The sequence below is a fragment of the Pseudomonas cannabina genome (genome assembly GCF_900100365.1).
GTDB lineage: Bacteria > Pseudomonadota > Gammaproteobacteria > Pseudomonadales > Pseudomonadaceae > Aquipseudomonas > Aquipseudomonas cannabina.
Map to the genome: position 1 here is coordinate 2,260,979 of NZ_FNKU01000001.1, position 17,818 is coordinate 2,278,796.

General features: G+C 58.1%; 29 protein-coding genes and 1 tRNA gene. 5 read left to right on the plus strand and 25 right to left on the minus strand.

What is annotated here, in order from left to right; genetic code table 11:
* Nucleotides 1–47: 47 nt before the first annotated feature.
* The 25 genes from BLT55_RS10535 to BLT55_RS10650 form a co-directional block, all read right to left on the minus strand.
* Nucleotides 48–443, minus strand: coding sequence for a hypothetical protein (locus BLT55_RS10535; RefSeq protein WP_054999293.1), 396 nt, complete (start codon nt 441–443; stop codon nt 48–50).
* Between the two features lie 9 nt (nt 444–452).
* Nucleotides 453–1,382, minus strand: coding sequence for a DUF2184 domain-containing protein (locus BLT55_RS10540; RefSeq protein WP_054999292.1), 930 nt, complete (start codon nt 1,380–1,382; stop codon nt 453–455).
* Between the two features lie 9 nt (nt 1,383–1,391).
* Nucleotides 1,392–1,844, minus strand: a complete 453-nt coding sequence (locus BLT55_RS10545; protein WP_169790195.1) for a structural cement protein Gp24 — start codon at nt 1,842–1,844, stop codon at nt 1,392–1,394.
* On the minus strand, nt 1,844–2,953 hold the full coding sequence (locus BLT55_RS10550) for a DUF2213 domain-containing protein (RefSeq protein ID WP_054999291.1): 1,110 nt from the start codon (nt 2,951–2,953) through the stop codon (nt 1,844–1,846). The genes BLT55_RS10545 and BLT55_RS10550 overlap by 1 nt, the downstream gene beginning before the upstream one ends.
* A 7-nt stretch (nt 2,954–2,960) precedes the next feature.
* Entirely contained in the window at nt 2,961–4,301 is a 1,341-nt protein-coding gene (locus tag BLT55_RS10555) for a DUF1073 domain-containing protein (protein WP_054999290.1), read from the minus strand.
* A complete protein-coding gene (locus BLT55_RS10560) occupies nt 4,298–5,563 on the minus strand; it encodes a terminase large subunit domain-containing protein (RefSeq protein WP_074800375.1) in 1,266 nt (421 codons plus the stop codon). The genes BLT55_RS10555 and BLT55_RS10560 overlap by 4 nt, the downstream gene beginning before the upstream one ends.
* Nucleotides 5,553–6,074, minus strand: a complete 522-nt coding sequence (locus tag BLT55_RS10565; RefSeq protein ID WP_054999288.1) for a DUF2280 domain-containing protein — start codon at nt 6,072–6,074, stop codon at nt 5,553–5,555. The genes BLT55_RS10560 and BLT55_RS10565 overlap by 11 nt, the downstream gene beginning before the upstream one ends.
* A 31-nt stretch (nt 6,075–6,105) precedes the next feature.
* A complete protein-coding gene (locus tag BLT55_RS10570) occupies nt 6,106–6,729 on the minus strand; it encodes a putative metallopeptidase (RefSeq protein ID WP_054999287.1) in 624 nt (207 codons plus the stop codon).
* A 135-nt stretch (nt 6,730–6,864) separates the two neighbouring features.
* Nucleotides 6,865–7,113, minus strand: coding sequence for a hypothetical protein (locus tag BLT55_RS10575; RefSeq protein WP_054999286.1), 249 nt, complete (start codon nt 7,111–7,113; stop codon nt 6,865–6,867).
* 46 nt (nt 7,114–7,159) lie between these two features.
* Nucleotides 7,160–7,498 (minus strand): hypothetical protein, encoded by a 339-nt coding sequence (locus BLT55_RS10580; RefSeq protein ID WP_054999285.1) that lies wholly within the window; start codon nt 7,496–7,498, stop codon nt 7,160–7,162.
* Nucleotides 7,498–7,830 (minus strand): DUF3450 domain-containing protein, encoded by a 333-nt coding sequence (locus tag BLT55_RS10585; protein ID WP_057407080.1) that lies wholly within the window; start codon nt 7,828–7,830, stop codon nt 7,498–7,500. The genes BLT55_RS10580 and BLT55_RS10585 overlap by 1 nt, the downstream gene beginning before the upstream one ends.
* Nucleotides 7,831–7,976: 146 nt before the next feature.
* Nucleotides 7,977–8,052, minus strand: a tRNA-Met gene (locus BLT55_RS10590).
* A gap of 135 nt (nt 8,053–8,187) precedes the next feature.
* On the minus strand, nt 8,188–8,871 hold the full coding sequence (locus BLT55_RS10595) for a hypothetical protein (protein WP_054999284.1): 684 nt from the start codon (nt 8,869–8,871) through the stop codon (nt 8,188–8,190).
* Nucleotides 8,868–9,464, minus strand: coding sequence for a recombination protein NinG (locus tag BLT55_RS10600; protein WP_054999318.1), 597 nt, complete (start codon nt 9,462–9,464; stop codon nt 8,868–8,870). The genes BLT55_RS10595 and BLT55_RS10600 overlap by 4 nt, the downstream gene beginning before the upstream one ends.
* Nucleotides 9,461–9,877, minus strand: a complete 417-nt coding sequence (locus tag BLT55_RS10605; protein WP_054999283.1) for a recombination protein NinB — start codon at nt 9,875–9,877, stop codon at nt 9,461–9,463. Before BLT55_RS10605 ends, BLT55_RS10600 begins: the two co-directional genes overlap by 4 nt.
* A 90-nt stretch (nt 9,878–9,967) precedes the next feature.
* Nucleotides 9,968–10,612, minus strand: a complete 645-nt coding sequence (locus BLT55_RS10610) for a hypothetical protein (RefSeq protein WP_054999282.1) — start codon at nt 10,610–10,612, stop codon at nt 9,968–9,970.
* A complete protein-coding gene (locus tag BLT55_RS10615) occupies nt 10,609–10,845 on the minus strand; it encodes a hypothetical protein (RefSeq protein WP_074800378.1) in 237 nt (78 codons plus the stop codon). The genes BLT55_RS10610 and BLT55_RS10615 overlap by 4 nt, the downstream gene beginning before the upstream one ends.
* A complete protein-coding gene (locus tag BLT55_RS10620; RefSeq protein WP_054999281.1) occupies nt 10,842–11,030 on the minus strand; it encodes a DUF1382 family protein in 189 nt (62 codons plus the stop codon). The genes BLT55_RS10615 and BLT55_RS10620 overlap by 4 nt, the downstream gene beginning before the upstream one ends.
* Nucleotides 11,027–11,182, minus strand: a complete 156-nt coding sequence (locus BLT55_RS33435; protein ID WP_156357511.1) for a hypothetical protein — start codon at nt 11,180–11,182, stop codon at nt 11,027–11,029. Before BLT55_RS33435 ends, BLT55_RS10620 begins: the two co-directional genes overlap by 4 nt.
* On the minus strand, nt 11,179–11,910 hold the full coding sequence (locus BLT55_RS10625; protein WP_054999280.1) for a replication protein P: 732 nt from the start codon (nt 11,908–11,910) through the stop codon (nt 11,179–11,181). The genes BLT55_RS33435 and BLT55_RS10625 overlap by 4 nt, the downstream gene beginning before the upstream one ends.
* On the minus strand, nt 11,907–12,620 hold the full coding sequence (locus BLT55_RS10630) for a helix-turn-helix domain-containing protein (RefSeq protein ID WP_054999279.1): 714 nt from the start codon (nt 12,618–12,620) through the stop codon (nt 11,907–11,909). The genes BLT55_RS10625 and BLT55_RS10630 overlap by 4 nt, the downstream gene beginning before the upstream one ends.
* A complete protein-coding gene (locus tag BLT55_RS10635) occupies nt 12,617–13,375 on the minus strand; it encodes a phage antirepressor KilAC domain-containing protein (protein WP_054999278.1) in 759 nt (252 codons plus the stop codon). The genes BLT55_RS10630 and BLT55_RS10635 overlap by 4 nt, the downstream gene beginning before the upstream one ends.
* Before the next feature lie 87 nt (nt 13,376–13,462).
* A complete protein-coding gene (locus tag BLT55_RS10640) occupies nt 13,463–13,666 on the minus strand; it encodes a hypothetical protein (protein ID WP_005747101.1) in 204 nt (67 codons plus the stop codon).
* A 20-nt stretch (nt 13,667–13,686) separates the two neighbouring features.
* A complete protein-coding gene (locus BLT55_RS10645) occupies nt 13,687–13,887 on the minus strand; it encodes a hypothetical protein (RefSeq protein WP_005747099.1) in 201 nt (66 codons plus the stop codon).
* A gap of 28 nt (nt 13,888–13,915) precedes the next feature.
* Nucleotides 13,916–14,140, minus strand: a complete 225-nt coding sequence (locus tag BLT55_RS10650; RefSeq protein WP_054999277.1) for a helix-turn-helix transcriptional regulator — start codon at nt 14,138–14,140, stop codon at nt 13,916–13,918.
* Between the two features lie 103 nt (nt 14,141–14,243).
* On the opposite strand from BLT55_RS10650, the gene BLT55_RS10655 reads away from it, so the two are divergent.
* The 5 genes from BLT55_RS10655 (at nt 14,244) to BLT55_RS10675 (ending at nt 17,283) form a co-directional block, all read left to right on the plus strand.
* Nucleotides 14,244–14,909: a helix-turn-helix domain-containing protein gene (locus tag BLT55_RS10655; RefSeq protein WP_054999276.1), complete on the plus strand. Its 666-nt coding sequence runs from the start codon at nt 14,244–14,246 to the stop codon at nt 14,907–14,909.
* 45 nt (nt 14,910–14,954) lie between these two features.
* Nucleotides 14,955–15,194, plus strand: a complete 240-nt coding sequence (locus tag BLT55_RS10660) for a hypothetical protein (protein WP_020304839.1) — start codon at nt 14,955–14,957, stop codon at nt 15,192–15,194.
* 128 nt (nt 15,195–15,322) lie between these two features.
* Entirely contained in the window at nt 15,323–15,820 is a 498-nt protein-coding gene (locus BLT55_RS10665) for a DUF6978 family protein (RefSeq protein ID WP_082438111.1), read from the plus strand.
* The gene (locus BLT55_RS10670; protein WP_054999275.1) at nt 15,817–16,587 is read left to right on the plus strand and encodes a DUF1828 domain-containing protein; all 771 of its coding nucleotides are present in this window, start codon (nt 15,817–15,819) and stop codon (nt 16,585–16,587) included. The genes BLT55_RS10665 and BLT55_RS10670 overlap by 4 nt, the downstream gene beginning before the upstream one ends.
* Nucleotides 16,588–17,091: 504 nt before the next feature.
* On the plus strand, nt 17,092–17,283 hold the full coding sequence (locus tag BLT55_RS10675; protein ID WP_054999274.1) for a hypothetical protein: 192 nt from the start codon (nt 17,092–17,094) through the stop codon (nt 17,281–17,283).
* Nucleotides 17,284–17,818: the final 535 nt, after the last annotated feature.

A 17,818-nucleotide genomic window follows, 5' to 3' on the forward strand; every position in this document is an offset into this window, starting at 1 on the left:
GATTTCTCAAATAGGTGGAGCGACGTGCGCTCCGGGTTTTGCGGGGGTTACGCTTTGGCTGCAGCCAGTGCGGCCTGCAGGGCTTCCAGGTTCGCTTCCTTGTCGAACTCGACTTGCAGTTCGGTCAGCTCGTCGATGACCTTCTGCTTTTCAGCAGCGTCCTCGGCTTCTGCCAGACGCTTCTGCAGGGTCTCGATGCCAGAGTTCTTGCCGGCTTCGATACCCAGTGCTTTGAGGCGCGCCAGAAGCTCTTCCTTGCTCGGTTGCGGCTGCTCGTCGTCGCCTTCAACTACGAGCACACCAGTATCGACGTAGAACGCCAGATTCTGGCGATCACGGTAGTCAGCCCAATGTGGGACATCCAGTTCGCCGCGCGGAGGAACAACAGAGCCGTCAGGAAGGCCAATCGGGGTCTTTCTGTGCGTGTTTTTTACCAGAGCCATGCGACCCCCTTAGATGCCGTCGGTGTAGCGGACTTCGGCCGGGCGACGGATGTCAACGCCACCCAAACGGAAGATGCCAGGAACTTCCCAGCGAATCGGACCAGCCTGATACACCGGCAGGAATCGATGCGGCATCGGAATGTGCATTTTCAGCACGCTTGGATCGCGGCGATAGCTGATCATGCGAGCGGTGTTGCCAGCGCCTGCGGCATCCAGTCCGTTCAGGCCTTTCAGCAGCAGAGGGCGACCGGTGGTTGCTGTGTAAACGTTGTTCTTTTGCAGATAGGTCAGGATCGATTCCAGACCTTGGTCGTTCACCTTGCGCGTTGCCAGCAGCAGGAACTTGCTGTAAGGCAGCAAAAGAGTGTCGGAGAATGCGGTGAACATCGTTCCTGCCGCTTGCACGGTCAGCGAGGTGTTCACGTCGGCCAGGATCTGGTCGGCAGAAGCAGTCGACCAGTTGCCAGTAACTGCGCTGCCCGCAGTAACGCCCGGGAAGCTAAAAAGTCCCGAGAAGCCTTTCGATGCGTCGCCCGCCAGCGCTACACGGTCGACCATTTCTTCGTAGGCACGACGAGCGGCGTTCGCATCGTCAGCGGTCAGTGCAATACCCATAATCTGGGCCTGACTGATCTCTTCCAGACCGTAGCCGTAACCGATACCTGCCATATGCACGGAGGTCTCAAACCTCGAGCGCTCAGTGCTTGCAAGGGGGATGTCGTCGGAGTTGCCGTTGATCCAGTCAGCCTTGCCAATCTTGTCCGAAGAGTAGTAGGTGACGCTCTTGATCCATTCAGGAGCGGACGTGTCTACCGGGATGAGGCCGGGATACTGGATGTCTGGGTAGACAACCTCGTTCACCTGACGCTCGATGTACGAGGTCTGCGAGGTGACGAAACCCAACGCCGCTTGAGCGTCGAGAAGTTGAAGGTGGCGCATGTGTTCTCCTTAGCCCAGGCGGACTTGAGCGATTTGATTGGTGCCTGCGGTACTGGTGTCAAAACGAGCACCAGCTACCAGCACGTTGTCCGTAGCGACGTTGGTCCACAGCCCTGTCGCCGGAACGAAGTAGACCGAATCACCGGCTGCGACCTGCACAGAAGCAGTGACCCAGATCGCGCCCTTGGTCATGACGCGAGCCGATTCGTATTGGCTGTAGGCATTCCCCTCAGCTTTCACTGAGCGGTCACGAACGCTGATGCCGACGAACTTTGCCGCGGTATCGCCTGCTGCCGAAGCGCGGCCAGCCTTGTCGGCAGTGCCTTGGATGACCGGGACACCGAACGCCAAGCCAGCGGCCGCCTGAACGGTGCGGGAGATCAGCGTTTTGGGGATCATGTCGACAATCATGCCCGGCAGTCCGGCGCGAATGTTTGCGCTGTAGCTGGATTGAATAGCCATCAGTTGGTCACCCCTTTCCAAGCATCATTGAGACGCTGCTCGTAGGCCTGCTGGCCGTTATCGTTCGGGTTCTTTGGCTTGCCGTCCTGAGCCTGGAAATGCTTGCGCACAGGATCTTTGGCGGCATCCTCGACGAGGATCTCGAAGCGCGCGTCGATATATGCGTCTGCCTTGCCAACTACAGCAGCATCGCCCAATTTCGCGACGACGACGGCCTTGCGAATGTCGGCATCGGTCTTACCGGTGTAGTCGGCGTCGGCGATGGATTTGGCTTTGCTGATCAGATCAGCGCGCGCGGTGACGCGCTTGTCGATGTCCGAATCATTGAGCTGCTTGCCCTTCAGATCGTCGATCTCGGCATCTTTCTTCGCCAGTTCGGTGTCTTTCGAGGCAATAGCGGCAAGGTGCGCGGCGGCGCTGTCGGTCAGCTGCTTGCCGGAATCGACCAAGCGCTGTTGCAGGGTGGCAATGACAATGGCGCCCTGGTCGGTTACTTCAACCGGGATGCCGTCGACGGTAACCGTCTTCAGGGTCATGTGATTTTCCTTCGTGGGTTTGTGGTCAGTGATCGGGGCTGCGCCCCAAGCGTCGCCGATGCGCGCTTTCGTTCCGGCCCGGCCGCGCTGCACGATCGCAACATGGTCAGCCGTGATTTCGGTCTGCTTGGCCTGATAGGCCGTACCGTCTGGTGCGATACCGTCTTCCCATACCAGTGAGCAGCTGTAACCAACGCTCAGCTCGCGCTTGCCGTCGTTCACAGCCTTGACTGCGTTTGCATCAGTGATCTTGATGCCGATCTTCAGGTACTCACCGTCACGCAGAACATCGTCGCCCGTGGTGCCAACGGCGACGTCTTTCCAGTTCTCGGCGGTAACCGGCTGCCCCGGGTGATCGTTCGTGACAGGTATCTTTGAGAAGGTCTGCAGCGATCGCTTAGAGAAAACGTCAGCTTGGTCGCGGTAGACATTCACCACGGCGAGATCGGGACGGCCAAGCTCGGAGCCAAGGTATTGCTGGATACCTGTTCTTGCTGTCCGGGCAAATGCCTCCAGATAGCCGGACTCACTCAGCGAGGTATCGCTGAGTACGACTGAATCAGTAATTTTCATGGATACCTCAGATGGGCGGGTCTTTCTGATCTGGATCAGCCAGAGGATCGATGTCCTCGTCCTCTTCATCCAGCCCTGCGCCGAACTCATCAATGGCTGCTTCGAGACCGGGCATGATGCTCAGCTCGACCAACAGGTTCACCGAGGCCTTGGAAAGGGCATCAGGCGGGAACAGGCCGGAATCCTTCAGCGACTTGATGGTGTCAGCCGTTGTCTTGCCGATGTCGGCTTTGTCCTTGGCCGTGGCCTGCCACAGTGGCGACCAGGCGTAATGGACTTCCTTTGGCCTGCTGCCCAGCGCGGAACGAATCAGGCACTCGTCCAGCACGCTCATTGCTGGCTTGATCTCCAGCTTCTGGCGCGATGCGACATTGTCGTAGTAGTTGCGGGTGTTCTCTTCGCCGTTGGCACCCAGACCGGTCGAGGACTGGCCGAACATGCGCGTACCGGGGATATCGAACGCGCCACAGACACCCTGCTCGGTCTTGGCGATCACGTCTGGTAGGGTGCCGAAGCTGGCAGATTTGGACGAGTGAGTTTCGGTGCCGTCGAGGATCAGTGTTCCGTTGATGCCCTTGGCGGTCGCTGCCAGCCTCAGGCGCTCCAGTAGGTTCTTCTCGTAATTCTTGTCCTGCAGGCTGGTCATCAGGTTGGGGATGTTGATGACGTCGATCTTGGCCTCGTAGACCAGGCTCACGACGTTGGCTACGGTCTCGTCGTAGTGCTTGACCGCGGGCATGGCCGACAGCAGCACAGAGTCGCCCCAGCCGAAAGCCGTGCCCATGGCCAGCTCAGGATCGGGGTGACGCACGCCGATGAAGATCACCAAGCGAGATGGGTGAATCTCTACAGTTGAGCCTGGCAGCCGGTAAGCCTTGGGCCATCCGAATCGATCGCTCTGAGGGTCCTGTTCGATCTCAGTGGCAGCAAGCTGACGGCGAGTCATCACAGTCAGGTACTTGATGCCACCCTTACCCAAGCGATCAGGGTTCAGCGCAGACGACGTGTCCCGCTCACCAGTACCGATGAACACAGCAGCACCACCGAACAGACGGGCCTTCAATAGGGCCTCAAGAATCTTGCCTTGTACGTTCAGGCGGGCCTCTTCGGCCTCTATTAGCTCGATTTCACTCTTGGAGGCCTGCCAGGCTCGCCAGTTGCGACACGCGTCCACAGCAGGGATTGTGACGCCCTTCTGGGCTGTCCATGAGCTGCGGAAGGCGTTCAGCAGCTGCTGGTCGTCAAGTTCAGTGGCGATGTAGTGCGAGTGTGAAGCCTTGTCGCGCGCAGTACCCAGTCCAGCGACGAGGTTCTGCAGGCTGTCCTTTAGGTAGCTTATTGCGCTCATGAGTCGCTCACGTTTGCGAGTGTGTAGCCGCCCGCAATCGGGAAGCGCTGGACAATGAAGTATCCCAATGAGTCGATTGGGTCTTCAGTGCCGTCTTTGTTGGGCTGGCCTTTGTCGTCATAGGCCTGCTGCTCGAGCACCTGGGTGGTGATCGGGCAGTTGTCGGTGTTGATCCGGTATCGGCGCTGACCCTCGCCATTCAGGAGCATGGCGTTCACGGCCAGCACCCGGTCACGCACTTCGGGGTTGGATGGGTTGACCATCACCATGAAGCCCGCAGCCCGAAGCAGGCTGTGATCTGATTCGCTGCCGTTGACCGACTTGCGGTTCTTGCCGCTGGCGTCCGGATAGACAGTGATGCTGTGGCCAGGGAATCGGCGCTTCAGCTCGATGATCATGGCCGGCGTATCGAACAGTGATGTCGCCTCCTCCAGCAGTCGAGGCAGGCCGTCGCGGATAACGTGAATCGTTGCTGCCATCCGGTTGATGTTGAAGTCCATGCCGATGTGCAGCTGCTCGCCCGGGCGGATCGTCTCGTCCGTGTGGCATAGGCGTCGGTCGAAGTTCGGATACACGCTGCCGGACGTCAGGTTGACGAACAGGCCGTCGATGTATGCATCCACCAGGTTGGCCGGGTAGGACTTGCGCAGTGACGGTATGTAGTCCTTTGGCAGGTTCTTGGCGTTCTGCCGCGTGGAAGCGTGCACGATGCCGTAAAACTGGCGTTGCGTAGGATCGGATGCCAGCTCCTTGACGAACTTGCGATAGACCCAGTTGAAGCCCTCGGGCGTTGTGGTCACGTCGATGGTGTTCATGTCGCGGCCAGGCCAAACCGTGGACATCCGCGCAATGATCTTCTTCCAGGCGCTGTCTGCCTTTTTGATCGGCATACAGTCGATTTCGTCGACCAGTGCGTGCGCGATGTTGAAGCCGACGATGCGGTGCGGGTGCTCCATGCTCTTGCAGATAATCGTCGAAAGGCACCTACCCTTCTTGTCTCGCAGGTACACGCGCTTGTTGCTGGCAACGATATCGGCGAACAGACCGAACGCCTCAGCGACCCCTGGCAGGGTGTCGTAGAAGATGTCAGTGATCTGCGGGTAGGTCGGAGCGAAATAGCCCTGAGGTATGCCGGGGAACTCCAGCGCGTTGATGCACATCCGCACACAGCCAACGAAGGTCTTGCCGCTGCGGTAGCCCCCGACGAAGGCCATGAACTTGTTGTGGCTTTTGATGAACTCGAATTGAGGCTTATTCAGCATCAGGATCGGTTGCATCTTCCACCCCGATGATCACTTGTTTCGGCTCGGGGAGCCCCTTGTCCGGGTCTTCCAGTTCGCGCTGAAGCTTTTGAATGTTGAGGCGCTTGATCTCGTCGTCCAGCGACTTATCAGGCTCTACGCGACGATTCACGTATGCGTCGCCAGTTTCCTTTGCCGCCTGCTCAAGCACCTGTAGTGCGAGAGACAGGTTCTTCATGCTCTCGGCCTTCTCGATGATCCTCCCCATAGCCCGAAGCCTGTAGGCCCGGTTAGCAATGGGGATGTCAATCGTCTGGTGGCGGAACCTCTCTCGCGCGTCGTGGAACATGTCCACCCAACGCTTGGCCAGGGTTTTACTGCATCGCTTGGTGGGGTCGTGTGACTCCACCTGCTGACGGCTCACCTCGATGTTGAATTCTCGCTTGACGGCCTCTGCCACCTGTGAGGGTGTATCGAAGCAGGCAAGAGCCTGAACGATGAAGGCCTTCACCTCGCTGCTCAGGGCTGCCATAGGGTAGGGTTCCGTCTATTGCTGTCTATCCTCAGGCCAGCTTGAGAAGACAGGTTCCGCAAGCCCTTGAAATATTGAGTTTGCCGACTTCGGCAGGTTTGTTTGCAGCGTCGACCAGTCTCTGAACGTCTGGGCTTGCCCCATAGCGACGGACCACACCGACGAACTCTTCGACGTCATGGCCGCGCATCTCAAGCTTTGGTAATCCGTCTTGCGTGAACTTGGGCGCGCCGTACTGATCGGCTGCCTGGGCGATGTGGTAGAGCTCATGTTCAACCAGTGCGCAGAAGTCTGCATCGCTGCACTGTGAGCAGTAATCGGCGGCCAAGGTGATGATGTAACTCGGCACATAACCGAACCAGTCACGCATCTGCTGTTCCATCCGTGCCTTCTGCCAACCACCGGCACGGAACGCTACCTGTTCGGCTTGGCCCAGCACTGTGCGCCCTTGCTTCGTGAAGGCAGATGAGGCCCACATGATGCAGATGTCAGCATCGATCAAATGGGCATGGTCTTCGTTGTGGATGCTGCCGGTATCGGCAAGGATCTCGCTTTGAATCCATCCCCAGACGTCCTTGGCGGGCACCAGGCGCATGAACACATATGACTCTTCCGACTCCATCAGCAGTTCGGCTGGCGGCGTCGGACGAATCATTGCTCTACTCCACTGTGCAGCGCGGCCAGATGGACCGGGCAAAGGTAAGTGCACCATCGTGATCGAGGGCGCACTCAAGAAGGATCATCGGGAAGGGTTTGTAGCCGGGCGTGGTAACCATCCAGTTCTTTTTGGTCACATGTTCTCCATGCCCCGGAAGGCCTCTTGAACTCGCGCTGACCATTCAGGCTTCGGGAACGAGTGCGCATAAAGGAAAGCAATCAGCTCGCCCGAGCCAAAACCGCCGCGACACCCACCAGTGACCATTGCCTCCTGGCCGCCATACATGTGGCAATAGACCTCATATGCACGCATGGTCACCGACTTAGGAGCGCGGGCCTTTCCCTTGCAGCTCGTCTGTACGGGATGAGTTTCGACTTCCATTGCTGACCCCGCGCCACAAAATGGCAGTGCCTGAATATGTGGCGCGTTACGGCGTCTGCCGCTCTACCGCCTCGTTGACCTTGTCGGCGGCCTTGCTGGCTGCCTCTGCCGCTTCGGTGGCCTTTCCGGCTGCGCCCTCAACCTTTACAGCTGCATCGGTCGCGGTCTTGGCCAGCTTGTTCAGGCGCATGTCGCGCTGCACGGTGGCCTCGTCATAACCACGGCGTACTTCGGCGACCTGGGCGCTATACCAGCTTGCCAGCGACCACTGAGAAGCACCGAAGCCCAGCGCGAACGAGCCAGTAACCAGCAGCGAGGCAATAACCCACACCTCGACTCGACGCCACCAACGGCGTGCAATGAAATCAATTGCGCATCTTTCCATCAGTTGAGCCCTCCCAACTTGGTGCGCAGGCGGGCAATCTCTGCGCTCTGCGATGTGACCTTGTCAGTGAGTTGAGTGATCTGGCTGGTCAGGGCTTCGATCTTCCCCTCCATCCGACCGACAGCAGCAGCGAGTTCGTTGCGCTCTTTAGCGAACTGATCAGATCGGGCCTCGGCCTCTTTGCGAGCCAGGCGCTCAGAGTCGAGCAGTTCGTTGAGCCGTCGGACGGTGCCGATATCGGCGTTGTCCATAGCGCGGTCGGTCGCGTCCCTGGAGAGGAATTTCCTCAACCACAGGAAGCCACCCAGCAGGATTGTGCCCGTACCGCCCAGCTAGGTAGCTGTGCCTGGGCCGAGGTCGGTTGGGTCCATCTTTACTCCGGAATAAAAAGGGCCGTCAGGGCGGCCAATGAGGAACGAGGTACGAATGAGGCCCTCGCTGAACTTGGCGATCAGAGGTTCCGAGGGGTTTGGGTAACTGGTTGCGAGGGGTGGATTCGAACCACCGACCTTCGGGATATGAGCCCGACGAGCTGACCGCTGCTCCACCACGCAAATTTCAGGCACAAAAAAAGCCCGACGGTTAAGCCGGGCTTTTTGTGGTCAATCCCCTATGTGCGCAGGAATGACAGGATGGGTGAATAATGCGACATGGCGACATGACATTGCAAGCACTTTTGAGGGACTATTTCAGGCCGCCTCGTTTTCCAGCACTCCAGCCACCTCAAGCAGGTGCTGAGCCTCTGTCAGCGCCTCGTTTACAATGCCTTCCAGTCCATCCCTGATTGCCTTGTTCCAGCGCTGATAAGTCCGCTCGGTCAGGCCCTGGCTGTCCCAACTGGTCATGTCGTAGTTGGACGCAGCCAGCACGATCATTTCACCCGATCGCGTTTCGGCGATTGACCTGGCGTGTCGGTTGGCGCGCTCTGTTGAGTCCTGTGCTGCCTTGTTTCGCCAATCCCACTTACCGGTGCCCTCCTCGTCGGTACGCGACTCTGGTGCGGCAACCTCGCGCACCTGGCGCTGGATACCCTTCGACTGCTGTGGCACTGCCCAGACCAGAACCGCTTGCTGGGTGAACCGCTGGGGTGCTGAACTCTTCACCACAGCAACCAGCCGACCGATCGAATCGATCTTGCGCCCCTTGTGGGTGCTGTACTTGGCCACCAGTGCGTTCCACTGACGCGGGCTGAGCTGTGCGTGCAACAGCTTGTGCACGATGCAGTCAGCCAGCAATGCAGCCTCCTTGCCGACGATCTCGCCCTTCTGCTTGGCGCATTGGACCTTGGGTTCAAAATCGCACCCGCCCGCCGAATTGATGGTCTCCGCGGCCAGAGCCCGGACCACTGCTGCTACAACGTTCCGATACATCATGCCGCTTCTCCTTTCTTCAATTCTCTGGTCAGTGCCCGGTACTTGGCTGTCAGGGCTTTCAGTTCTTCGATGGTGTACTTCTGGGGCTCATGCGGTCCTTCGAGCCATTCCACATTCGCAATGCCGATGCGACGTACAAGCTCGGCCCGGTAATTCACCAGATCGCCGGACTTGTGCGTGTTGCACGGAGCGCACTGCCTCCACACGTTGAGCGGTTCGAATCTCAGGGCCGGGTGCCCACCGACGGACCGGTAGTGCCCAGCGTGCCACTGACCGTTGTGATGCCGTCCGCAGCTCACGCATGGCTCGCCCATGTCACGATGACGGACCCACTCGTTGAAAGCTTGCTGGGTATCCTTCATGTGTTCGCTGCGGGACTTCAGCTTCTCCTTGCGAACCTTGATCTCGGAGCGTTCAGCCTGGACCAGCGCCTTGCGGGCCTTGGCCTGATTCCTCGGCGCGTCTTTGATTGCGCAGGCAGGGCTGCATACGGCCTGCCCGAGCTTCTGCGGGACGAATGAGGCCCCGCACTCAGGTACGCGGCATTTCTTCGCCCGTGGAGCTTTTGCGGGGCTTGGGGCTGAACGTTTCAATATCTGCCCTCCCACAAATCTTTCTGGCTCCACCGAACATCGTGCTCAGCGCCAAACGCGGCGATCCATTCCAGCAGGCTTGCGCACTGCGCAACGGTTAGCTTGCTTGTGCGCTCGTACACGACGTCAAAGCCGTGGCCGTCTACCGCTGGTATCAGTTGCGGCTGATCGCCAGCCTCACGAAGCCACGCAGCGGTCAGCAGGCGTTTCCAGATGAGCACGTCCCACTTTCGTCCTGCGTGCTCGACCTGATTGGCGATATCGGTCAGCGAGGCGTGGAGTTTCTTGTTCTGCTCCCCGCTTCGGTCCTGATCCTTGATCACGATCTTTTTCGGCTTGGTGAAGTCGGTGCCGTGGAGGATTCCGAGCAGCCGGCTGGTGTCGTCGAGGCTACGCATGATCATTTCAGTCATGAACCACCCCCAAGAACGAATACGCTTCACGGCCGTTATGCAGAACCTTGGCGGTGTTGAGCAGGGTTAGGAGTTGCTCCCAGGTGAGGATCATTGGGTGGCCTCCTTGCTCATTTCCAAAGCCACTTCTAGAGCTTCTGATACTTGCTCGCCGAGATGCCCCTCTCCACTTAACTCGTGCTCACAACCATCGCCGTCCAAAAGCGATACCCAACCAGCATGGCGCTCTACGGATACGTCGATGCTCCATGAGTCCGGCAGCTCACCTGCAGCCCGCTGGAGATTTGTGTGAAGGGAAGCATCCTTGCGCAGCGCCTCGCACTCGGCCTTGAGCTGCTTGTCAGCTTCATGGGCGAGCCTCAGCATTTCGCTTTGTCGCTCTACTTGGCCCTTCCACATGTCGCGGTTACGCTTGAGCTGATCGCACTCAGCCCTCAACTCAGCATTCACCCGCTCGTAAGCTTCGTAGCCGGTCTTGAGGCCTGCGTTCTCGGCTTTTAGGTCGCGCATCTCGCGCGCTTCAGTCTGCTTGTGCATCTGGTACAGGCCGCGCAATGCTTCGTTGTCGCTGCACAGTTCCAGCAGCACGGCAGGCGTGGCGAACTCGTACAGTTCAACCAGCATGCCCTCAGCCGTGTACATGCGCTCGGTGTCGATATTCAGATCCGACCACTCTGCACCACCTGATTTTGCGGCTTTAGCCAGCGCTTCCAGCTTTTCGATATCGACGGTCATACCGAAGCCTCCATTACCACAATAGGGTCGTACCACTCGGCGCAGAACAGGACACGGGCGCGCTTGAAATCGCCGACCATGTTTTGAGCGGCAGCACCCTGAGCGCGATGCTTGTCCTTGAAATCTCCGCCGACCTGAGTCCAGCGGCGCTCGAACAGGCGGCGCACCTGGGCGATATAAATGCCCTTCGGCGCGTGGATATGCAGCACTACTCCGTTAGGAAGGATGCTCATGCCAGTCTCTCCGCTGATTCCGCGATCAATGCTATGCGCTCAAGGCGCTGCTGGGCCTGACTGTTCAGGTTCATGCCGTCTGCCTCGTCTACCACTGGCATGCATACGAATCGGATGCCGGCCTTGGTGTAGGTGTTGGCCAGTTCGAGCGCCTGGCGCAGTTGTGCTGGTTTGGCGCGGTTCATGGCTTCACCATCCGGCAGACCAGCTGCATGTCGTTGAATTGAGCGTGGAACTGGCGGGCCTTGTCTCGCTGCTCGAACGTGAACTGCAGCAGGATGAACATCGCCCAGAAGCCGATACCGAATACCCAAAGCATTAGTCTTTCCGTTTTCATTGCCCCGCCCTCCTGCCAATTCTCGCCAACAGCAGAGCGCGCGCTGAGGCTGCGTCTACCGGGATTCCTTGTTGAATGATTCGTGCCTGTACCGCCTGCTCGGCCTGCTCTTCGGCGAGTTCCAGCTCGGTCTTCTGGCTGTCATGGCCAATGCCGGTCAGGATCTTTCCGTCCAGCGGCTGCCCGGACTGGGCGCGGCGGATCACGATCGTGTAGTTGTGGTCGAAGCGCTGGCGCAGGCCCTTGTCTTCCTGCTTGGCTGAACGCAGGTCGAACAGGCCAGTGGCAATGGCCGCGATCTTCACGCCTTCGTGGCTGTACAAGCCCATCAATGCCTCCATCCATGCGTCAGCGCTCGCTGGCAGGCCAAACGCCTCTGGCCCAGGCGTACACCAGCCTATGAACTGGCCGACGCTTGGAGCGAATGGTGAGCCGCTCTTGCGGCACTGCTCGATTCCGAAACGGATCTGCTCAAGCGTGCGGATGCCAGCGGCCATGAAGCCCATCGTCCAGTTGCGCATTGCGGCAGCCTTGGCCTTATCGTCCGGCCATGCCTGTTTGTGCGCCGGGAATATGGCCTGCAGTTGGCGGAACAGGCGCTCAACGACTTCGCCAGTGGCGTCATCCACAACGCCCAGCTGCGTGCCGGCCTGCGCCGGGGCCTGATAAGGGGCGGCGGTGCCCAGCGCCCGTGCAGCACCGGGGATCATCTGAGTGACGTCCTTCATAGGTCGTCACTCGTATCGGTGCGCCACGACTTGTCGTAGAAGTCAGGGCCGGTCTGACGCTGGGCAGACGCCTTGGTGCCCGGCAGGACCTTCTCAGGGAACAGGCCGGTCCAGCCGTTGCTGATGGACTGGTTGATCACTGCGTCAGCGTCGTGGTGGCCTGCAAGGGTCTTGGCTTGGCGTGCGCACGTAGTGGCGGTCAGGGTCTTGCGGATCTCCTTGCGGTGCTGACACCAGTCCGCCCATGCAGCGGAGCTGACATTGGCTGGCTTGGCAGTCATCGGGTCGAACTTCACAGCCTTCGCTTTTTTGCGAGAGGGAGCGTCAGCGACCGGCTCTTTTACTGGTTCAATGACTGGTTCAAAAGAGTGACTGGTTCTGGGGGCAGCTCCTGCCCCACCCCCTGGGTTATCTCCTGCCCCAGGTAGGGCAGCTCCTGCCCCACTATTCAAAGAAAGATGGAAGAGATTCGACTGATTCAATTCACCCCTGCGACGGAACTCACGGCGCAGCAGTCCGCACCTTTCCAGCTCCCGGATGTGAACCTTCACAGTGGAACGACCGATCTCGCACTGATCAGCGATGTGTTGGTATGAAGGCCAGCATTCGCCCATATCGTTAGCGTTGTCGGCCAGCTTGATCAGGACGAGCTTGCGCAATGGGTTGCCCACTCTGGTCTTCATGGCCTTGACCATCAGTTCCATGCTCATTGCCGCAGCTCCAGCTGGTACTGAGCCCACAGGCCGGCAATCCAGGTGACTCCCTTGGCGGTGAATTTGGCTTGATTGAATGCATGGCCCGCGTCACTGGTTCCGGTCTTAACCTGGAAGCGGCCAGCGTCGACGTGGCTCTGGTAGGCCTGCCATTCGCCGCCCATGCGGTACATGATCCGGCGATCAAGCAGGAACTCTCGGAACCGGGCCTCATTAGCACCCAGCAGCTTTGCGGTTTGGCGGAAGCCCTTTAGGCCGGTGGACTCGACGTACTTGTCGACGAACTCGACCTTAGGCGCAGCGATGGCGAGGGCCTGATTGGCTGCCTGCTGGAGTTCGAACTGTTCCGCCCAGGCGCGCGCAGCTGCTGCGGGGTTGGAGAAGTCGGGTAGCGTGGCAATGACGCGCGGGCCTTCAATGTCCTTCAGTTTTTGCAGGACAGATCGGCGCACCGCCTTGGACTCTCGCATCCCTACGAGCATGCATTGGTCAATGGTAAGGTCGTAGGAATCCATCGGCACGCGGGTTTGGGGGTGTGCAATTTTTTTGCACCTCCCCAGCTCTTCGCCGATCTCATCCTCGACCCTGGCGATGAACTGATCATTGCGTACTTTTGATTCGCCTGCGGCTTCACGCTCACCATTTATGATTTCGCGCAGATCGATGCTGGACATCGTGCGCGCCACGTTTTGCGAAGGTGCAATTTCGTGGCGCGGACGGTCAGAGTTGACGACGTGTTGGGAAATGGGCATTATTCGCTCCAGAACGTTGTGTTGAATGCAGTTGAAAGAGCCGGGATTGCGCCCCGGCTTTTTTGTGCCTGCGATTTGGGGTTGCTGTTAGTCACGTTTGAGGCCCTCTTTAGGGGCTAATTGGTACACTTTCGCTTTCGGTCGCCCCATCTGAGACGGGCCTCCCATGGCCAAGAACTCAATGGCAATTGCCTCGAGTGCCTCGGCAATGCTCAGGCCCTTGCTCAATGCAAAGGCCGAAACCTGCCGTTTCGCACCATCACTCAGGTGCTCGTAATCAATTTCAGTCACCAGTCACCTCCAAAGGGCCTCTATGCGGCGCTAGACTTCTTGTCTTCCTTGCTCAGCGCTTCGATTGCCCCGTTTTCAACAGCCCACTCAATCATTTCGTAGAGATAGGTGGCGTGCTGCATCTCGGCCCGCTCGGCAGCGCGATGCAGGATTCGGTCAAGGGTTTTGTTGAAACGCACCTTCCGTGGTGTGTCGCGTTTGTGGGATTGATCGGCGTACATGTTTTTCTCCAGTGGCTGATGAATGGGTTTAAGCGGCGGTTAACGTTTCTGTTTCCGGGGGGAATGCGTCATCCAGAGCGCAAGCCGCGCCCAGCTGATTAAGCGCAAGGACAATAAGTCGCGCTTCGCTAAGGCCTGGGCTGCGAAGACCTGACTCGTAGTTCGCGAGACGTGATTGATTCCAGCCGAGCGCCCGACGCAGCGCTGCCTGGGTCACGCCAGCTTTCTCTCGGATCATTCGGACGTGGTTCATCGGGTTTCCTCCATAATTGACCGAAGGATAAACACGTATCGTGTTAAAGGCAAACACAATAAGTGAGAACGGGCATTTCATATCGTGATTAGAATTCCACGCTATGAATGAATCTCTCGGACAAAGGCTGCAGCGCTTGCGCAATGCGGCAGGAAAATCGCAAGCCGCGCTGGCCAAGCTGTGCGGCTGGAGCTCTCAATCACGCGTGGGTAACTACGAATCAGGCACGCGCGAGCCGACGCTCGGCGACATCGAGTTGATGGCTAAGGCGCTGGGAGTTCCTTACGGGGTTTTACTTATCGGAGAAGATTTCGAGGCATCTAAAGCTCAAATACCAGAACCATCCAACGTAGCGATGATCGCCCAGCAAGAGCGGATGTACCGTTACCCGGTCCTGAGCTGGGTTGCTGCTGGAGATTGGTCCGAGGCGATCGAGCCTGGTGGCTCTGAGGAATACGAGCTCACGGACTACAAGGCCAAAGGCCCGGCGTTCTGGCTGGCGGTCAAGGGAGACTCAATGACGGCACCTACGGCCCCATCAGTTCCAGAGGGCTCGCTCATCCTTGTTGATACTCGCGCAGATGTGCGCCCAGGCAAGCTTGTTATTGCGAAGCTGGCCGGCAGCAATGAGGCGACGTTCAAGAAGCTGGTAGAAGACGGCGGGGTCAGATACCTGAAGCCGCTGAACCCGGCATACCCCACTGTGCAGTGCTCGGATGACTGCAAGATCATTGGTGTGGTGGTCAGGTCGCTAACGAAATTTGCATGAAAGCCGAGCCATATGGCGCGGCGGGAATTTGTAGGAGTACCAGTCATGGGATTGACGAAGCCGAATCAACAACTCGCACGCGACCTACAGGGCCTCGCCTCTGACTTGAAGTGGTCGGCCGTGGAGTTGCTGCGGATCGTCGAGCGATTGAGCCTAGCGGGTAACGAGCCTGATGCTCAGGCCATCCTGAAGATGATCATTCTGTTCCAAGCCGACGAGGACAAGCTGGCTGGGTATGTAGATGAGGTAAGGGCAGGAAGGATTGTACGGGAACGATCTGAGTAGCCGTATCATCTGGCGCGGCGGGGATTTGTAGGAATGACAAAGCCCGCACCGGCAGGGTGACGGCCGGAATATTGTGCGGTAGCGGGAGTTAGTCGGCATCAGTTTTCGGCATCTAAAGGAATGACTTCGTGATTTTCAGTGAAGAGTTGATATGTGAATTGCTTTCGATGCCGAAGGTGGTGATGAACCCGAATGCGAAAGCCAAGGTCCAAAAGAAATCCGAGCGCATCACGTATCAAATTGAGTCTGCTGACGGCGAAAAGTCATTTGAGATGTACACCCGACAGAACCAGATAGACCCTGATGCTTATTCCTGCGGACTGATCTACCACCCAAAGCGCGGCGAAAAGGTGACGCTGGTTCGCTACAACGGAAGCAACCATGTTCACTTGAACCCGCTGGAGGATGGTGAGCTTATCGTGAATCGGTGCCACATTCACCGAGCTACTCAGCGATACATGGAGATGGGAGAGAAGGCAGAAAAATATGCTGAGACCACGGATCGCTACGATCACCTATCTGGGGCTATGCTATGTATGCTAGAGGACTGCAATATTACCGGCCTCGACCTACCGAACGACGATCCTGCCCCCCCCTATGAACCACAAATGAGCCTTGGACTGTGAATGAGGTTGCTGCAATTAAAGAGACCCTATGTGCCGCATTCTGTGAGGATGTGGCTGTCTCTGTGCGCGGTAATTTACTGACTGTTTCGCTGCCTATGGTGGCAAGGGATGGTGACTCGTTCACGACATATCTCAGCAGGGTTTCTGGCGGCTGGAGGATATCCGACGCCGCCAACACCATGATGCGGCTTAGCTATGAAAATGACCTGGCCAAGCTGCTGACCGGCCCAAGGGCAAGACTTTTTGAAACGATACTTTCTGAGAACGGACTTCAGGAGGATGACGGAGAGATATTTCTGGAAGTCCCTGCCGATCGCCTTGTGCGCGGAATATTTCAGCTGGGACAGGGCCTAAGCCGCGTAGAGGATATATCTCTGTGGTCTAGAACCCGGGTCGAGTCGACTTTCTATCACGACCTCCGCGAGGTGCTTTATGCGACCCTTCCAGCGGATCGCATCGAGGAATCGTATGCTCCCGAAATACCTTCAGGAGAAGACTATTCGATTGATTACCGAATAAAGACGGACGCTCGCCGCCCCTTATTCATCTTCGGGGTTAACGGTAAGGATAAGGCTCGCCTTACCACCATCACCCTTCTGCACTTGAAACATCAAGGGCTGAAGTTTGATTCAATGGTGGTGTGCAGCGACTTTAACGAACTGCCAAAGCAGGACGCCTCCCGCCTGATGACCGCGGCGAATGACATTGTGCCAAATGTTGCAGATATTCAGACCATCCGAGACAAAATACTCGACAGAGTATCCTGACCCAAGCCCGGCCCAGCGCCGGGCTTTTTCGTTCCTGGACACCCCCTCCCGACCTGACACAGCCCGCCACTGAGCGGGCTTTTTTGTGGGTGCGTGAAAATAAATCACAAAACGTGTTGACTGAATAAACACAATACGTGATAGCTCACCCATCGAGACGCGAAACAGCCCCTCAACAGGCCCAGCGGATCGAACCGCTCTTTAACAGTCTGCGCAACAAACAACAGACCGCATTGCCTCTACCGGCGACCGGCGATCAGACAGCCCCGAAAGGCTGCCCACGACAGGGAGAACCCTGTACGGCTGACGATGGTGAAACGCCAGAACCGAGTGAATGACCCGGCAAGCAATGCGCACCGCGAATCCCAGCGGCAGAAGGGAGAGACAACTACCGCTTACGCAGCAAGCCGCGACCGACGCCAGTAGCGGGTCGCGGTGCAACACCAGATTTCACTGGCTGGCCTTGGCGACAGGGCCAGACGGGAAATCAACCGGAGAAACACAATGGAAACCGAATTCGTGGACCTTGAGCCAGAAGATCAAGAAGTCATCAGCGATGCATTGGGTCGAGCGATCGCCACCTTTCAGGATGTGGGATTGCCTGTTGAAAACCTTGATCACGATGAACTGCTGACCGCACTGGTCAACTTGTATATGCAGGCGAGCGGTGAACAACCAGCGCCAGCGTCAGCCTGACGAAAACTGCCCGATCCCTGTCATAGCGCCAGGCTGCATCGGAGTGTGATTTGTTTGCCCTGCAATGGACGGCCCCCGTGATGGGAACCGGAGCGGCGGAATGTGGGAGGCGAAAGCCAGTAAGCCGGGCAGCCCAGACCGGACGACAGATCACACCCCGATGCGGATGAGTACATACCGCGAAAGCGGCCCCCTGCATCACCGCAACAAATGCAGAAGCGGCGTGGGAAGCCAGACACGCTAACGTGGCACGGGTGTCCCGGCTAAATGTCCGGGCGGTAAGGGTGAGAGTCCCTTTGGGCAGCGTCAGCCGATGATTGGCCTCGTCTCAATCGCACCGTGTATCGACCGTATGGCCGGGGTAGCGTCCGGCCTTCTGCACCGGCTGACGAGACTCTCTCGCAGCTTAAACGTAACTCGGAGATATAGCCATGTAGTACGACAGCGCGCCGGGGCCTTCCAACTGCGGCACCGCCTCAGATGCACCCACAAAGCCCGACACGTTCGGGCTTTTCTACGCCCCGAACCTCTCCGA

Bases quoted from the DNA above. Each gene is read 5' to 3' on its own strand.
- BLT55_RS10535 (WP_054999293.1), bottom strand. From the start codon at position 443: ATGGCTCTGGTAAAAAACACGCACAGAAAGACCCCGATTGGCCTTCCT.
- BLT55_RS10540 (WP_054999292.1), bottom strand. From the start codon at position 1,382: ATGCGCCACCTTCAACTTCTCGACGCTCAAGCGGCGTTGGGTTTCGTC.
- BLT55_RS10545 (WP_169790195.1), bottom strand. From the start codon at position 1,844: ATGGCTATTCAATCCAGCTACAGCGCAAACATTCGCGCCGGACTGCCG.
- BLT55_RS10550 (WP_054999291.1), bottom strand. From the start codon at position 2,953: ATGAAAATTACTGATTCAGTCGTACTCAGCGATACCTCGCTGAGTGAG.
- BLT55_RS10555 (WP_054999290.1), bottom strand. From the start codon at position 4,301: ATGAGCGCAATAAGCTACCTAAAGGACAGCCTGCAGAACCTCGTCGCT.
- BLT55_RS10560 (WP_074800375.1), bottom strand. From the start codon at position 5,563: ATGCTGAATAAGCCTCAATTCGAGTTCATCAAAAGCCACAACAAGTTC.
- BLT55_RS10565 (WP_054999288.1), bottom strand. From the start codon at position 6,074: ATGGCAGCCCTGAGCAGCGAGGTGAAGGCCTTCATCGTTCAGGCTCTT.
- BLT55_RS10570 (WP_054999287.1), bottom strand. From the start codon at position 6,729: ATGATTCGTCCGACGCCGCCAGCCGAACTGCTGATGGAGTCGGAAGAG.
- BLT55_RS10575 (WP_054999286.1), bottom strand. From the start codon at position 7,113: ATGGAAGTCGAAACTCATCCCGTACAGACGAGCTGCAAGGGAAAGGCC.
- BLT55_RS10580 (WP_054999285.1), bottom strand. From the start codon at position 7,498: ATGGAAAGATGCGCAATTGATTTCATTGCACGCCGTTGGTGGCGTCGA.
- BLT55_RS10595 (WP_054999284.1), bottom strand. From the start codon at position 8,871: ATGATGTATCGGAACGTTGTAGCAGCAGTGGTCCGGGCTCTGGCCGCG.
- BLT55_RS10605 (WP_054999283.1), bottom strand. From the start codon at position 9,877: ATGACTGAAATGATCATGCGTAGCCTCGACGACACCAGCCGGCTGCTC.
- BLT55_RS10610 (WP_054999282.1), bottom strand. From the start codon at position 10,612: ATGACCGTCGATATCGAAAAGCTGGAAGCGCTGGCTAAAGCCGCAAAA.
- BLT55_RS10615 (WP_074800378.1), bottom strand. From the start codon at position 10,845: ATGAGCATCCTTCCTAACGGAGTAGTGCTGCATATCCACGCGCCGAAG.
- BLT55_RS10620 (WP_054999281.1), bottom strand. From the start codon at position 11,030: ATGAACCGCGCCAAACCAGCACAACTGCGCCAGGCGCTCGAACTGGCC.
- BLT55_RS33435 (WP_156357511.1), bottom strand. From the start codon at position 11,182: ATGAAAACGGAAAGACTAATGCTTTGGGTATTCGGTATCGGCTTCTGG.
- BLT55_RS10625 (WP_054999280.1), bottom strand. From the start codon at position 11,910: ATGAAGGACGTCACTCAGATGATCCCCGGTGCTGCACGGGCGCTGGGC.
- BLT55_RS10630 (WP_054999279.1), bottom strand. From the start codon at position 12,620: ATGAGCATGGAACTGATGGTCAAGGCCATGAAGACCAGAGTGGGCAAC.
- BLT55_RS10635 (WP_054999278.1), bottom strand. From the start codon at position 13,375: ATGCCCATTTCCCAACACGTCGTCAACTCTGACCGTCCGCGCCACGAA.
- BLT55_RS10645 (WP_005747099.1), bottom strand. From the start codon at position 13,887: ATGTACGCCGATCAATCCCACAAACGCGACACACCACGGAAGGTGCGT.
- BLT55_RS10650 (WP_054999277.1), bottom strand. From the start codon at position 14,140: ATGAACCACGTCCGAATGATCCGAGAGAAAGCTGGCGTGACCCAGGCA.
- BLT55_RS10655 (WP_054999276.1), top strand. From the start codon at position 14,244: ATGAATGAATCTCTCGGACAAAGGCTGCAGCGCTTGCGCAATGCGGCA.
- BLT55_RS10660 (WP_020304839.1), top strand. From the start codon at position 14,955: ATGGGATTGACGAAGCCGAATCAACAACTCGCACGCGACCTACAGGGC.
- BLT55_RS10675 (WP_054999274.1), top strand. From the start codon at position 17,092: ATGGAAACCGAATTCGTGGACCTTGAGCCAGAAGATCAAGAAGTCATC.